This is a genomic window from Streptomyces sp. KR55, assembly GCF_052245645.1.
In the GTDB taxonomy this organism is placed as follows: Bacteria; Actinomycetota; Actinomycetes; order Streptomycetales; family Streptomycetaceae; genus Streptomyces; species Streptomyces flavusporus.
Window position 1 is genome coordinate 1 of record NZ_JBQQCE010000282.1, and the last position, 12,512, is coordinate 12,512.

General features: G+C 70.9%; 15 protein-coding genes and 1 pseudogene. 8 read left to right on the forward strand and 8 right to left on the reverse strand.

Features of this window, described 5'->3' with window-relative positions; translation table 11 throughout:
* From ACTWQJ_RS32800 to ACTWQJ_RS32810, 3 genes are all read left to right on the forward strand, one after another.
* The coding region (locus tag ACTWQJ_RS32800; protein ID WP_443310143.1) for an SbcC/MukB-like Walker B domain-containing protein at positions 1–1,333 on the forward strand (1,333 nt) is incomplete at its 5' end.
* Complete coding sequence (locus ACTWQJ_RS32805; RefSeq protein WP_443310144.1) at positions 1,330–2,568, forward strand: TIGR02679 family protein; 1,239 nt, start codon at positions 1,330–1,332, stop codon at positions 2,566–2,568. The genes ACTWQJ_RS32800 and ACTWQJ_RS32805, both read left to right, overlap by 4 nt.
* A 132-nt stretch (positions 2,569–2,700) precedes the next feature.
* Positions 2,701–2,964, forward strand: a complete 264-nt coding sequence (locus tag ACTWQJ_RS32810; RefSeq protein WP_443310145.1) for a hypothetical protein — start codon at positions 2,701–2,703, stop codon at positions 2,962–2,964.
* Positions 2,965–3,324: 360 nt separating this feature from the next.
* On the opposite strand, the gene ACTWQJ_RS32815 is transcribed toward ACTWQJ_RS32810, so the two are convergent.
* Together ACTWQJ_RS32815 and ACTWQJ_RS32820 are read right to left on the reverse strand one after the other, a co-directional pair.
* A complete protein-coding gene (locus tag ACTWQJ_RS32815) occupies positions 3,325–4,035 on the reverse strand; it encodes a DUF2637 domain-containing protein (protein WP_443310146.1) in 711 nt (236 codons plus the stop codon).
* A gap of 364 nt (positions 4,036–4,399) precedes the next feature.
* Positions 4,400–5,164 carry a DUF2637 domain-containing protein gene (locus tag ACTWQJ_RS32820; protein ID WP_443310147.1) on the reverse strand — a complete coding sequence of 255 codons (765 nt, stop codon included), beginning with the start codon at positions 5,162–5,164 and terminating at the stop codon, positions 4,400–4,402.
* A 132-nt stretch (positions 5,165–5,296) separates the two neighbouring features.
* Here ACTWQJ_RS32820 and ACTWQJ_RS32825 point away from each other — a divergent pair, with 132 nt between their 5' ends.
* Genes ACTWQJ_RS32825 through ACTWQJ_RS32835 form a run of 3 tightly spaced genes read left to right on the forward strand, consistent with a single transcriptional unit; the run spans position 5,297 to position 7,229 of the window.
* Positions 5,297–5,704 carry a CoA-binding protein gene (locus tag ACTWQJ_RS32825; RefSeq protein ID WP_443310148.1) on the forward strand — a complete coding sequence of 136 codons (408 nt, stop codon included), beginning with the start codon at positions 5,297–5,299 and terminating at the stop codon, positions 5,702–5,704.
* 26 nt (positions 5,705–5,730) lie between these two features.
* The gene (locus tag ACTWQJ_RS32830) at positions 5,731–5,961 is read left to right on the forward strand and encodes a CoA-binding protein (protein WP_443310155.1); all 231 of its coding nucleotides are present in this window, start codon (positions 5,731–5,733) and stop codon (positions 5,959–5,961) included.
* Positions 5,962–6,005: 44 nt separating this feature from the next.
* Positions 6,006–7,229: a 4-hydroxybenzoate 3-monooxygenase gene (locus ACTWQJ_RS32835; protein ID WP_443310149.1), complete on the forward strand. Its 1,224-nt coding sequence runs from the start codon at positions 6,006–6,008 to the stop codon at positions 7,227–7,229.
* Position 7,230: 1 nt separating this feature from the next.
* On the opposite strand, the gene ACTWQJ_RS32840 is transcribed toward ACTWQJ_RS32835, so the two are convergent.
* Positions 7,231–7,590 carry an ArsR/SmtB family transcription factor gene (locus ACTWQJ_RS32840; RefSeq protein ID WP_443310150.1) on the reverse strand — a complete coding sequence of 120 codons (360 nt, stop codon included), beginning with the start codon at positions 7,588–7,590 and terminating at the stop codon, positions 7,231–7,233.
* 86 nt (positions 7,591–7,676) lie between these two features.
* Here ACTWQJ_RS32840 and ACTWQJ_RS32845 point away from each other — a divergent pair.
* A pseudogene (locus ACTWQJ_RS32845) lies at positions 7,677–8,771 on the forward strand (cation diffusion facilitator family transporter).
* Between the two features lie 2 nt (positions 8,772–8,773).
* Here ACTWQJ_RS32845 and ACTWQJ_RS32850 read toward each other — a convergent pair.
* From ACTWQJ_RS32850 to ACTWQJ_RS32860, 3 genes are all read right to left on the reverse strand, one after another.
* Positions 8,774–9,331, reverse strand: a complete 558-nt coding sequence (locus ACTWQJ_RS32850) for a YbaK/EbsC family protein (protein ID WP_443310151.1) — start codon at positions 9,329–9,331, stop codon at positions 8,774–8,776.
* A gap of 43 nt (positions 9,332–9,374) precedes the next feature.
* On the reverse strand, positions 9,375–9,947 hold the full coding sequence (locus ACTWQJ_RS32855) for a helix-turn-helix domain-containing protein (RefSeq protein ID WP_443310152.1): 573 nt from the start codon (positions 9,945–9,947) through the stop codon (positions 9,375–9,377).
* 122 nt (positions 9,948–10,069) lie between these two features.
* Entirely contained in the window at positions 10,070–10,834 is a 765-nt protein-coding gene (locus tag ACTWQJ_RS32860; RefSeq protein ID WP_443310153.1) for an acyltransferase, read from the reverse strand.
* 106 nt (positions 10,835–10,940) lie between these two features.
* Here ACTWQJ_RS32860 and ACTWQJ_RS32865 point away from each other — a divergent pair, with 106 nt between their 5' ends.
* Positions 10,941–11,468, forward strand: coding sequence for a gamma carbonic anhydrase family protein (locus ACTWQJ_RS32865; protein WP_443310156.1), 528 nt, complete (start codon positions 10,941–10,943; stop codon positions 11,466–11,468).
* Positions 11,469–11,528: 60 nt separating this feature from the next.
* On the opposite strand, the gene ACTWQJ_RS32870 is transcribed toward ACTWQJ_RS32865, so the two are convergent.
* Together ACTWQJ_RS32870 and ACTWQJ_RS32875 are read right to left on the reverse strand one after the other, a co-directional pair.
* Positions 11,529–12,188 carry a DedA family protein gene (locus ACTWQJ_RS32870; RefSeq protein ID WP_443310157.1) on the reverse strand — a complete coding sequence of 220 codons (660 nt, stop codon included), beginning with the start codon at positions 12,186–12,188 and terminating at the stop codon, positions 11,529–11,531.
* 113 nt (positions 12,189–12,301) lie between these two features.
* A partial coding sequence (locus ACTWQJ_RS32875; protein ID WP_443310154.1) for a hypothetical protein occupies positions 12,302–12,512 on the reverse strand: 211 nt, incomplete at its 5' end.

Below are 12,512 nucleotides of genomic sequence, written 5' to 3' on the forward strand. Positions count from 1 at the left end.
GCGCACGGCCCGTGCGGAGCACACCGCCGCGGACCAGCGCGCCAGCCGTGCCGAGGGCCGCATCGAGCAGCTGGAGAAGGACGTGCGCGAAGCCGCCGTCTCCCGCGCCGAGGCCATCGCCGCGCTTCAGCGGTTCGCGGGCACCGGCCTGCTGACCGTCGCCCTGCCCGAGGCGGCCGTACCCCCGCTGGACGGCGGTCCGTGGGCGGCCACTCCGGCGATCGCGCTCGCGCGCGCCGTCGAGGCGGAACTCAACTCGACCGACGACTCGGACGGCGCCTGGGAACGGGTGCAGAAGCGGCTCAGCGAGGAGTACAAGAAGCTGCAGGACGCGCTCTCCCGCGGCGGCCACACCGCCACCGCCCGCATGGTCGAGGACGGCATGGTCGTCGACATCGTCTATCAGGGCCGTCGGCGGAGCGTCCCCGAGCTGGCCCGGGCCCTCGTCACGGAAGTGGCCGAACTGGCGCGCATCCTGTCCGCGCACGAACGCGAGATCCTCGAAACCCATCTGCTGACCGAGGTCGCGGGCACTCTGCAGGAGCTGATCGGAGCGGCCGAGCGGCAAGTGAACGCCATGAACGCCGAGCTCCAGGAACGGCCCACCTCCACTGGTATGAAACTGCGTCTGGTGTGGGGCCCTTCGCGCAAGGCGCCGACGGGACTGGCCCAGGCACGCGAACGTCTGCGCCAGTCCGCGGACGCCTGGGCACCCGAGGACCGGGCGGCAGTCGGCGAGTTCCTGCAGGCCGAGATCGCCCGCCGTCAGTCCGACGACACGGCGGGCAGCTGGCTGGAGGTGCTCACCGCTGCTCTCGACTACCGCGCCTGGCACGAGTTCGGCATCGAACGCCACCAGCACGGCACGTGGGTCCCGGCCACCGGGCCCGCATCCGGCGGGGAACGCGTACTGGCCGTGTCCGTGCCGCTATTCGCCGCCGCCTCCTCGCACTACGCCACGGCCGCCCCAGACGCACCTCGCCTGGTCACCCTGGACGAGGCGTTCGCGGGTGTGGACGACGACTCGCGCGCCAAGTGCCTGGGCCTGCTGCACGCCTTCGACCTGGACGTGGTGATGACCAGCGAACGCGAATGGGCCTGCTACCCGCAGGTCCCCGGCATCGCCATCGCTCAGCTCTCCCGCGTCGACGAGATCGCCGCGGTGCTGGTGACCCGCTGGGAATGGGACGGCACCGAGCGCGTGCGGGGAGCCGAACCGGACCACCACCTGGCAGCACTCCCCGCCCAGGCGGAGGCCCCGGCCGCTCCGGGCGGCGCAGCACCTGCGCCCGCTGAGGGCGCCGCATCCGGCCAGGACCGGTTGTGGGCATGAGCACGTACGAGGAACCCGGCCCGCGCGTCGACCGCGACCGCCTGGCCCGCCTGCTCGGCGACCCCGGCCTCGCCTGGCTGGTCGAGCGCGTGCGCCGCCGCCTGGAGCGGGACGAACCCCTCACCGGCCCAATCACCCTCGCCACCCCCACCACCGCTGAGCGTGCCGCCGCCGAACGCCTGCTGGGCCGCACCCCACGCGCCGGACGCTCGCTGACCGTGCGTCTCGACGCGGTGGACGCCGTCCTGCGCCGCTCCGGCATCAGCCCCAAAGGCCTCGCCCCGGCCGTCACCGCCCTCACCGGCCCGGTCGCCAGGCTCGCCGACGTACGCGAGCGGGAGGCGAACGCCTGGCAGGACGCCTATACCCCGCTCAACGAGCTGCGGCCCGAACTCGCCGACTGGGCCGCCCGGTTGCGCCAGGACGGCCTCGTACGCCGCCTCGCCCGCACTCCGCACGCGGCAAGGGCTCTGCTCACCGATGCCGCGACGGCCCTGCGGGCGCTGCCCGCCGAACCCGCCGTGTCCCTGTCCGCCTTCGCCGCCGGCGCGCTCGGCGACGCCCACGCCCTCGACGACAGCACCCCGCTCGCCACCCTGGTCCTATCCGGCATCCGCGCCCTGACCGGCTTCCCGGACGGCACCGGAGCCGAATGGCGCCGCGAGGCATGGGCCTCGGCCGGACTTCTCAAGGACGCCCTCTCCTCCACCGTCCTCACCCTGGGCCTGCGCGGCACCCCGGCCCTCGACTGGACGGCCGACGCGGGCGAACCCGCCGTCCTCACCCTGCGCCAGCTCACCCGCACCCCGCCGCGGACGCCACCCGCCACGATGTACGTGTGCGAGAACCCGACCGTCCTGGCCACCGCGGCCGACACCCACGGCCCCGCCTGCTCCCCCCTGGTCTGCCTCCAGGGCCAGCCCTCGGCCGCCGCCCTCACGCTGCTGCGCCACCTGAACACCCAAGGGTCCGCGCTGCGCTACCACGGGGACTTCGACTGGGGCGGTCTGCGCATCGCCACCGCCCTGCTGCGCCGCGTCCCCTGGCTGCCTTGGCGCTACACCGCCGCCGACTACCGCACCGCGGCCGCCGCCACGCCCCTGGCCCCGCCCCTGACCGGCACACCCACCACCGCCGCATGGGACCGGGACCTGCACCCCGCCCTGGCCGAACTCGGCGTGCGCATCGAGGAAGAGGCCGTCCTCGACGCTCTCCTGGCCGACCTCGCGCCCTGAGGTCGTCGAGCAGGCGGAGCGTCGACATCACACGTCAACGGCTCGGCCATGGTGACCGGCACGCACCGCAGCGGCCAACTTCCGCACCAACCCTCGCCTGCACGGCACCACGCCCCCGCCGCTACCCACACCATGAGCGCTGAACATCGACAGCGTGCCGAGCGCGGGCGGACGGCGACCCGCAGTCAGCGCCAGACCGTCCTCGCCCGCGAGGCCGTATCCGTCTGGCAACGGCTCGAGGCACGCATCGCCACGAAGAAGACCAGCGCCCACGACGCAGCCCTCGCCCCCCTCGTGGAAGTGTCGTTGTCGATCTTGTCCGAACCTCATCCCGACAGTGGCCAGAGCGCGGCGCTCGCCGCGTCCGCGCCACCCTGCAGGGCGAACTGCCGCTGATGCATGCAGGAGGCATACGCCGCAACTCCCGCCACCACCAAGGCACACAAGCGCCGCACCCATACATCCAGGTCGAACCCGCGCCGCAGTTCGGGTCCCTCTGCGCCCCCGCTGGGCCGCCTCACCGCCCCGCCCTCCCCCGTGCCGTAGGACAAAAACTCCCCTCAACGACAAGCCGCCCCGCCGAAACCCCCAGCTCAGACCGCCATCCTTCTGCTACGCGCCCCGCCCAGGACTCGAACCTGCGGCCAAGCCGCTGCAGCAAGTCATACGTCACTGCCGCACGGTGTGCCCACCAGGCGACAACAGCGCCGGGAAACGTGGCAGCCTCGCCTCGGAAGTCACCGTGGTCGCCAGGGCTCAATCGAAACGCCGGCCCTTCTGCCCGTCTACCCGGTCGCCGAGCACCTCGGCATCGCCGCTGCCACTCCGGCTCCCTCGTACGAGTGCGGTCAACTGCCTCGATCGTTTCGCGCCGACGCGCAGCTCTTTCCGCAGGGTCTCTGCCGACGCGTGTCGATGGTGCAGCTTCCGGTGCCGTGCGTCGATCATCTGAGCCCGGGTGAACAAAGGATCGTCGCCCTCGTGCAGGCGCTCGTCATTCAAACAGCCGCGCCCTTCTCGCAGGTGCCCAGCCTCATCAGCAATCCGGTCGACCGGGCGGTGTACCAGGAGTTCGACCGACAGCAGCAGCGCGACAGGCGGCCATCCGGCGACCAGTACCGGCTTCCACGCCAAAGCTGGCGCCGCCGCGATATTCGCGGCCAGCGATACCGCGATCCCCAACAGGAAGGCCGACCACACCGCGCCTCGCGCCCGGCGTGTGCGATGCGCCGTGGGCTTCAGCAGGCCAACCGTGGCCAGCAGCAATATGCCGTCCACAGACAGCGGCCACAACGAAGCACTGACCGAATCCGCCCCGCCCTGCAGCGCGAACTCCCTCTGGTGAACGTACGAGGCGTAGGCGGCAACACCGGCAACGACGAGAGCGCACAGGGACCGAATCCGCGCGTCGAGGTCGAAGGCCCGGCTCCCGACAGCCGCCTCCTGTGACTCGGTGACATCGCTCATCGAACCCACCGCCCGGCACGCCGACCCAGTGCACAACGAGTGCACACTTCCGCGGTAACTCCCGGGAACTCGCATGTAGAAGCGGGAAGTGCCCAGACGCGGAAAAGGACCCCAACCAGGCCAAAAGGCCAGATCAGAGCCCCGATGGCAGACGAGTCGGGCTGTACGCCGGGTTCTGTGACTTCAGCAGCTGCGACCACTCCCACCCCTGCCCGGCCCGTTGCACATTTATTGCACAACCGGCCGGGAACTCCGGGGAATTCCAGGGAACTGGAGGGAAGCATTCCGCAGCCGCCGACACAACTGCCCTGGTCAGCAAGGGTGTAGGTCAGGCCCAGGATGCCACTGGCGTGAACGAACTGTCCTATGCGTCTGGACCGGCGCTCGCAACACTTCCGTCGTGACCAGCACGCACGACCGTGACCAACTCCCTTGACCGTCCCGCGCCGATCCGCAACTCCTTGCGGAGTGACTCAGCAGAAATAGGCCGCTGGTATCGCCTCCGATGCTGTAGATCCAACTGCCGAGCACGTTCCAACAATGGATCACCCATCCACTCGAACCCGATGCCCTCGTCTTCACTCCCGCCGTCTCCTGTCTGTTCCGCAGGACGATGGACGAGGAGTTCAACCGACAGCAAGAGGGCAACGGGCGGCCATCCAGCCACCAATACCGGCTGCCAGGCCAAGTAGGGAGCAGCCGCGATATTGGCTACGAGTGAGACCGCGATACCCAGCAGAAACGCCAACCACACGACATAACGCCTCCGCCGAGACTCACGGTCGGGCCGCTTCAGCGGCCCGACCGTTGCCAGCAAGAGCAAACCATCAACGGACAGTGGCCAGATTGCAGCACTTACTGAATCCGCCCCACCCTGCAGGGCGAATTTACGCTGATGGATATAGGACGCGTACGCTGCTACTCCCGCAACCACCAAAGCACAGATCCGCCGCAACCAGGAGTCGAGATCAGCAAATTCGCGACGCCGCCATCCGGTGCGGATCTTAGAAGAGTCAGCCAGCCTCACGGGAATCCACATCCCAACGCTGCGCCGTCTGCCAGATCCTGCCCCGTGACCGCCCGCGAGCACTGCTGAAATCGCCCCACGAAAGGAATATGGATACCCCATTTCTGTCGTGACACCCCCGACACCGTCCCCGGAGCAACACGTCGCCCCCGGCGGCGGCCGCAAGGAAGAACCGCGCTCCGCCCACTGTTGTCTGTCACAGCAGCCCTTGCACGAATCCCAAGGAGGCCGAGCGTGTACGGCGACGCAGCAACGATCCGTAAGATCCTCACCGAGCTCGGCGACACCTGGGCGATCGTGGGCCTGTCGACGAACCAGCGGCGTGCGGCATACGGCGTCGCCGACGTCCTCCAGCGCTTCGGCAAGCGCATCGTCCCTGTGCACCCGAAGGCCGAGACGGTCCACGGTGAAAAGGGATACCCCTCCCTGAAAGCGATCCCCTTCCAAATCGACGTCGTCGACGTATTCGTCAACAGCGACCTCGCCGGCCCCCTCGCGGACGAAGCCGCGGCCATCGGCGCCAAGGCCGTCTGGTACCAGCTCGGCGTCATCGACGAAGCCGCATACGAGCGCACCCGCGCCGCCGGACTCGACATGGTCATGGACCGCTGCCCCGCCATCGAGATCCCCCGGCTCGGCTGACCGGCCCGGCTCACGGAGTCACCTCCATACGAAACGGAATCGCACCTGCGGACACCGTCCCGGTGGACGTCGTCGACGTCTTCGTCAACAGCGGCCTCGCCGGCGCGGCCGCCGACGATGCGGTCGCCAAGGGCGCCAAGGCGGTCTGGTTCCAGCTCGGCGTCATCGACGAGCCGGCCTACGACCGCACCCGCGCCGCCGGCCTGGACATGGTGATGAACCGCTGCCCGGCCATCGAGATACCGCTTCTCGGCTAGGGCATGTCCGGCGGGCCGAGCCGAGCCATGGCCATAATGCTCGGGTGACTTACCCCACCCCCCACATCAACTCCCTTGGCCCGCAACGTTTTCCGGTCGTCATCGTGGGCGCCGGGCCGGCCGGGCTGACGCTCGGCAACATTCTGCGGGCCGCTTCCGTCGACTGTGTGGTGCTGGAGGTGGAGAGCAGGGAGTTCATCGAGCAACGGCCGCGGGCCGGGGTCCTCGAGGAGTGGGCCGTGCGCGGGCTCGAGCGGCGGGGCCTGGCCGGGAACCTGCTGGAACGCGCTCAGGTGCACACCCAGTGCGAGTTCCGCTTCGGCGGGCAGCGTCACCGGTTGTCGTACGCCGAGCTGACGGGACAACACCACTTCGTCTACCCGCAGCCGCTGCTGGTGACGGACCTGGTGCGCGAGTACGCCGACATACGCGCCGGGGACATCCGGTTCGGAGTGCGGGACGTCCGACTGCACGACCTGGACACCGGCCGGCCCTCGGTGTCGTACACCTGCCCCGAGACCGGTCGACGTCAGGTGCTCCACTGCGACGTCGTGGCCGGCTGCGACGGGGCGCGCGGCGTGGCGCGGACCGCGCTGCCACCGGAGCGGGTCCGCATTGCGCGGCACGACTACGGCATCGGCTGGCTGGCGCTGCTCGCCGAGGCGCCGCCGTCGTCCGACTGTGTCGTGTTCGGCATCCACCCGCGCGGGTTCGCCGGGCACATGGCCCGCAGCCCTCAGGTGACCCGCTACTACCTGCAGTGCCCGCCGGGCGACGACCCGGAGAACTGGCCGGAGGACCGCGTCTGGGCCGAACTCCAGGAGCGGCTCGGCGCGACCGACACCCCACCGCTCACCGAGGGCCGGCTGATCGAGAAGCGCGTGCTCGACATGCACAACTACGTCGTCGAGCCGATGGCGTACGGCCGGCTGTTCCTGGCCGGCGACGCGGCCCACCTCACCGCGCCCATCGCCGCCAAGGGCATGAATCTCGCCCTCCACGACGCCTTCCTGCTCGGTGACGCGCTCGTTGCGTACCTCACCGAGGGCGACGCGAGCGGGCTGCACGGCTACTCGGCGGACAGCCTGGGCCGGGTGTGGGACTACCAGGAGTTCTCGCAGTGGCTGTCCGAGGTGTACCACGGGACCGCCTCGGGCGACCCGTACCGCGCGGGCACCACCCTGGCCCGGCTGCGCCGCCTGTTCACCTCGCCCTCCGCCGCGACCGCCTTCGCGGAGCAGTACCTCGGCATGGACGCGACGGTCTGACTCAGTCGTGCTCCGGCCGCCCGGTGAGCCGGTGGTCGGCGAGGCTCAGCGCCTCGTCCAGGACCCTGCGCAGATGGCCGTCGCGCAGGGCGTAGATCACCCGGCGGCCCTCCTTGCGCGTGGTCACCAGTCCCGCGAGCCTCAGCCGTGCCAGGTGCTGGCTGACCGCGGGCCGCGCCGCACCGCACACCTCGGTGAGGGTGGTGACGTCGGTCTCACCACCGCTCAGGGCGTGCAGCAGGGTCAGGCGGGTGCGGTCGCCCAGCAGCGCGAGGAGTTCGGCGGCGAGCGCGAACTGCTCCTCGCCCGGAGTGCGCGGATGCGCATCGTGCGCAGGTGACAGGTGCATGCGTGCGCTCATACGCACATAATGTCCCCGGGGAGCGGGTACGTCCACCAACGCACCGAACCCGTTCGTCCACCGCCGCGCACCGGGAGGGGATCCACGTGAGCGACCGGCACGACCACCTGCACGATCACGGACATCCGCACCGTCACGGGCAGGGCGAGCACAGCCACAGGCCTGAGGACCGCCCTGCGCACGGCCTCCGCCGCCTCCTCCCCCGCCGTCTCGCCCACGCCCTCACCCCGCACTCCCACGACACCGCCGACAAGGTCGACACCGCCCTGGAGTCATCGGCCCGCGGGATGCGTGCGCTCTGGGTCTCACTGGCGGTACTCGGCGCGACCGCGCTGGCGCAGGCGGTCGTGGTGGTGGCGTCCGGGTCGGTGGCGCTGCTCGGCGACACGGTGCACAACACCGCGGACGCGCTGACCGCCGTACCGCTCGGCATCGCCTTCGTGCTGGGCCGCCGCGCGGCGACCCGCCGCTTCACGTACGGCTACGGCCGCGCCGAGGACCTGGCGGGCATCGTGATCGTGCTGACGATCGCCGCGTCCGCCGCCTTCGCCGGGTGGACGGCGATCGGGCGGCTGCTCGACCCCCGCCCGGTGGAGCACATCCCGGCGGTCGCGGTGGCCGCCCTGGTCGGTTTCGCGGGCAATGAATGGGTGGCGCGCTACCGGATCCGTGTCGGCCGCTCGATCGGCTCGGCCGCGCTGGTCGCGGACGGACTGCACGCGCGTACAGACGGATTCACGTCACTGGCGGTGCTGCTCAGTGCCGGCGGCGCGGCGCTGGGCCTGCAACTCACCGACCCGGTGGTGGGGTTGGCGATCACCGCGGCGATCGCCCTGGTGCTGCGGGACGCGGCGCGCTAGGTGTTCCGGCGTGTGCTGGACGCTGTCGATCCGGCCCTGGTGGACCGGGCGGAGCGGGCGTTGTGTGAGGTGCCGGGCGTGCACGAGGTGGGCGAGCTGCGGCTGCGCTGGATCGGTCACCGGCTGCGGGCCGAGGTCGCGGTCGTGGTGGACGGAGACGTGACCGTACGTCAGGCCCACGCGATCGCCGTCGAGGCCGAACACGCCCTGCTGCACGCCGTACCACGCCTCACCGCCGCCCTGGTGCACGCCGACCCGGCCCACGCACCGGGCGAGGCCGACCCGCATCTGGCGCTTGCCCACCACGCGACGGCCGCCTGACCTCAGGCGATTCCCAGCCCCTCCAGCACCACCGCTCCCGGCAGTTCCGCGAACGCCTTCCCGGGGACCAGCAGTTTGCCGCGCCGTCGGCCGCTGCCGACCAGGACGTACGGCAGGTCGACCACGGCCGAGTCCACCAGTACGGGCCAGCCGTCGGGCAGTCCGATCGGGGTGATGCCGCCGTACTCCATGCCGGTCTCACCCGTGGCCGTGTCCATCGCGGCGAACGAGGCCTTGCGGGCGCCGAGTTGGCGTCTGACGGTGCCGTTGACGTCGACCCGGGTGGTGGAGAGCACCACACAGGCGGCCAGCGTCGTCTCGCCGCCGCGCCTGCCCGCGACCACCACGCAGTTCGCCGACTGCTCCAGCAGCTCCTGGCCGTAGTGCTCCACGAAGACGGCGGTGTCGGCCCACTGCGGGTCGGTGTCGACGTAGACGATCTGGTCGGCGGGGACGCTGCCGCGCCAGTGGCGTACGGCGTCGGCGACCGGGCGGGTCAGTACGTCGAGGCAGTCGGGGGCGGGGGCGGCCTGGTCGAAGTGTCCGATGGGTGCGCGCATGCCGGCACGCTAACAGCCGCCCCGCCACCGGAGACGGGATGTCTCAGTGCACGGGCGGCACCGAGACGGTCAGCACCAGCTCCGTCGGGACGTCGCCGTCGTTGCCGTACGTGTGCGCCGCGCCCGCCTCGAAGAACGCGCTGGCGCCCGCCGGGACGCGGTACTCCACTCCGTCCACGGTCAGCGTCAGCTCGCCGGCCGTGACATGGACGAGTTCGACGGTGCCGGTCGGGTGCGGGTCCGAGGAGCTGCTCTCGCCCGGCATCAGCCGCCAGTCCCACATCTCCAGCGGGCCGGGGGCCTCCGTGCCCACGAGGAGCCGGCTGTAGCTGCCCGCGTCGGTGTGCCACAGCCGTAGCACCTGCTCGGCCGGGACGACCCGCACCTTCGGCCCCTGCTCGTAGTCGAGGAGGGTCGTGACGCTGACCCCGAGCGCGTCGCCGATCTTGACGACCGTACCGAGGCTGGGGTTGGTCCGGGCCTGCTCGATCTGGATGAGCATGCCGCGGCTGACCCCGGCGCGGGCGGCCAGCGTGTCCAGGGTGAAGCCACGCTCGGTACGCCAGCGCCTGACGTTGCGCGCCAGGGACTGGGTCAGCAGATCGAGGTCCGACACATTCCGTCCAATAGCCTGGATGATTAGGTTCATTCTACTGAACTGCGGGTCGGTGCACCCCATGCACCTCGTTCGTGCGCCGCACTGCACTGCGCCGTCAGCGGCAGAGGTGTGGCCGGCTCTCAGGACTCGAGGTCCAGCTCGGCGAGCTTCGCCGCCGTCTCCTCGTCGAGGCCCGCGAGCGCCAGCAGCTGATCGGACGTGACCCCGTCGGGTATCGGCACCGGCGCCGGGGTCCTGAGCGGCGGCTGCCAGCCGTCTGACGGTGTCCAGCGCCGTACGACACGGGCAGGCGCCCCCGCCACCACCGCATGGTCGGGCACCACACCGCGTACCACCGCCCCCGCGGCCACCACCACGTTCCGCCCGATCCGCGCGCCCGGCAGGATCACGGCGCCGGTGCCGATCCAGCAGCCCGGCCCGATCTCCACCGGCTCCATCCGCGGCCACTGCTTGCCGATGGGCTGATGCGGATCGTCGTACGAGTGGTTGGTGGACGTGACGTAGACGTACGGCCCGAAGTAGCAGTCGCTGCCGATGGTGACCGTCGTGTCGGCGATGACGTGGCTGCCCCGGCCGAGGACGACACCGTCGCCCATGCGCAGGATCGGCTCGGGACCGAGGTCCAGGTCGGGCATCAGACCGGCGGTCAGGGTGACCTGTTCGCCGACGATGCAGTGGGCGCCGAGGTGGATCCAGGGTTCGCCGAAGACCGTACCCAGGGGGAAGGCGAGCCTGGTACCGGTTCCCATCGCGCCGAAGCGGAACCGTCCCGGGTGTTCCGCCGTGACCGAGCCCGTGCGCTGCAACCAGGCCCAGCCCGCGTGGACGGCCCGCTGCGCCAGGCGGCGCCGCCAGGATGAGAACGTGTTCTTGCTCTTCGGCACCCGCTCACGGTACTCAGCGTCGGCTGCCCTCAAGGGGCGGTAGGGCTGTGATCTTCGCCCCACCGGGTGGCGTACCGTGCGTGTTGTTCACGACGAGGAGGCGGAGATGGCACAGCGGGCGTTGATCACGGGCATCGGCGGCAAGGAGCCGAAGGTCGATCCGGAGGCGTTCCTGGCGCCCACGGCTTCGGTGATCGGGGACGTGACGCTGGGGGCGGGGGCGAGTGTCTGGTACGGGGCCGTACTGCGCGGCGACGTCGAGCGGATCTCCGTCGGCGCGAGCAGCAACGTCCAGGACAACTGCACACTCCATGCGGATCCGGGGTTCCCGGTCAGTGTCGGGGAACGGGTGTCGATCGGGCACAACGCCGTGGTGCACGGGGCGACGGTCGAGGACGACTGTCTGATCGGAATGGGGGCGACCGTGCTCAACGGGGCGGTGATCGGTGCCGGTTCGCTGGTCGCCGCTCAGGCGCTGGTGCCGCAGGGGATGCGGGTGCCGCCGGGGTCGCTCGTCGCCGGGGTACCTGCGAAGGTTCGGCGGGAGCTCAGTGCGGAGGAGCGGGAGGGGATCACGCTCAACGGGACGATGTACGCGGAGTTGGCCAAGGCCCACCGCGAGGTGCACGAGTGAGGGAGGGTGCGGGCCGGGGGTGACCGGTCGCGCCCGCGCGGCGGAGCCGCATGGCGCCGCTCAGGGGGCGCTGTCGCCGGCCGGAACCGGCTCCGCGCCCGACTCCGACTGCGCGACCTGCGCCTTCTTCGCCTTGCGCTTGAGCACCAGCATCGACGTGAGGCCGATCAGCACCGCCAGCACCAGTCCCACCCACGAGAACCGCTTCAGCCATGCCTCGGCGACGACGCCGACGTAGTAGATGACCGCGGTGGTGCCGCCGGCCCAGAGGATGCCGCCGAAGACGTTGGCGATCAGGAACTTCCAGTACGGCATCCGCAGCACGCCCGCGAGCGGCCCGGCGAAGATACGCAGCAGGGCGACGAAGCGGCCGAAGAAGACGGCCCACATACCCCACTTCTCGAAGGACCGCTCGGCGGTCGCGATGTGCGCCTCGCTGAAGTGCCGCGGGAACTTCCCGCCGAGCCAGGCGAGCAGCGGCCGTCCGCCCTTGCGGCCGATGGCGTAGCCGATGGAGTCGCCGATGATCGCGCCGGCGCTGGCGCACGCGCCGAGGATGACGGGATCGATGTCGCCGTGCTGGGAGGCGAGCAGCGCGGAGGAGACCAGGATGATCTCGCCCGGCAGCGGGATGCCCAGGCTCTCCAGGCCGATGACCAGCCCCACCAGCGCGTAGATGCTGACCGCGGGTACGGTCTCGAGCCACTCCTGGACGTGCACCGCCGGTTCCTCCGATTTGCGTGCCTTGGTGGAAGCCGCAGACATACGGCGTGCGCCCGTCCCGGGCGCACGCCGCGAAGCCTACCGGGTCCCACCGACACCTCCGCGGCGGATCACCCGAGGGCGGAGGCGACGGACACGGCACGGGACGTGACCGCATCCCGTACACCGGCCACGAGCTCGCGCGCGTCGGGCTCGGCTGCCGGCGGCTCGGCTTTGTCGCAGCAGCCGACCTGGGCCATTCGCGTCTCGTACTGCTCCGGCGGATCCTCGGGTCCCTGCTCGCGCGGGGCCTCGCCATCCGGCGGGCGCTGTTCACTGTGG

Coding starts and splice junctions, on each gene's coding strand:
- ACTWQJ_RS32805 (WP_443310144.1), top strand. CDS start 1,330: ATGAGCACGTACGAGGAACCCGGCCCGCGCGTCGACCGCGACCGCCTG.
- ACTWQJ_RS32810 (WP_443310145.1), top strand. CDS start 2,701: ATGAGCGCTGAACATCGACAGCGTGCCGAGCGCGGGCGGACGGCGACC.
- ACTWQJ_RS32865 (WP_443310156.1), top strand. CDS start 10,941: ATGGCACAGCGGGCGTTGATCACGGGCATCGGCGGCAAGGAGCCGAAG.
- ACTWQJ_RS32820 (WP_443310147.1), bottom strand. CDS start 5,164: ATGGGGTATCCATATTCCTTTCGTGGGGCGATTTCAGCAGTGCTCGCG.
- ACTWQJ_RS32815 (WP_443310146.1), bottom strand. CDS start 4,035: ATGAGCGATGTCACCGAGTCACAGGAGGCGGCTGTCGGGAGCCGGGCC.
- ACTWQJ_RS32850 (WP_443310151.1), bottom strand. CDS start 9,331: ATGCGCGCACCCATCGGACACTTCGACCAGGCCGCCCCCGCCCCCGAC.
- ACTWQJ_RS32840 (WP_443310150.1), bottom strand. CDS start 7,590: ATGAGCGCACGCATGCACCTGTCACCTGCGCACGATGCGCATCCGCGC.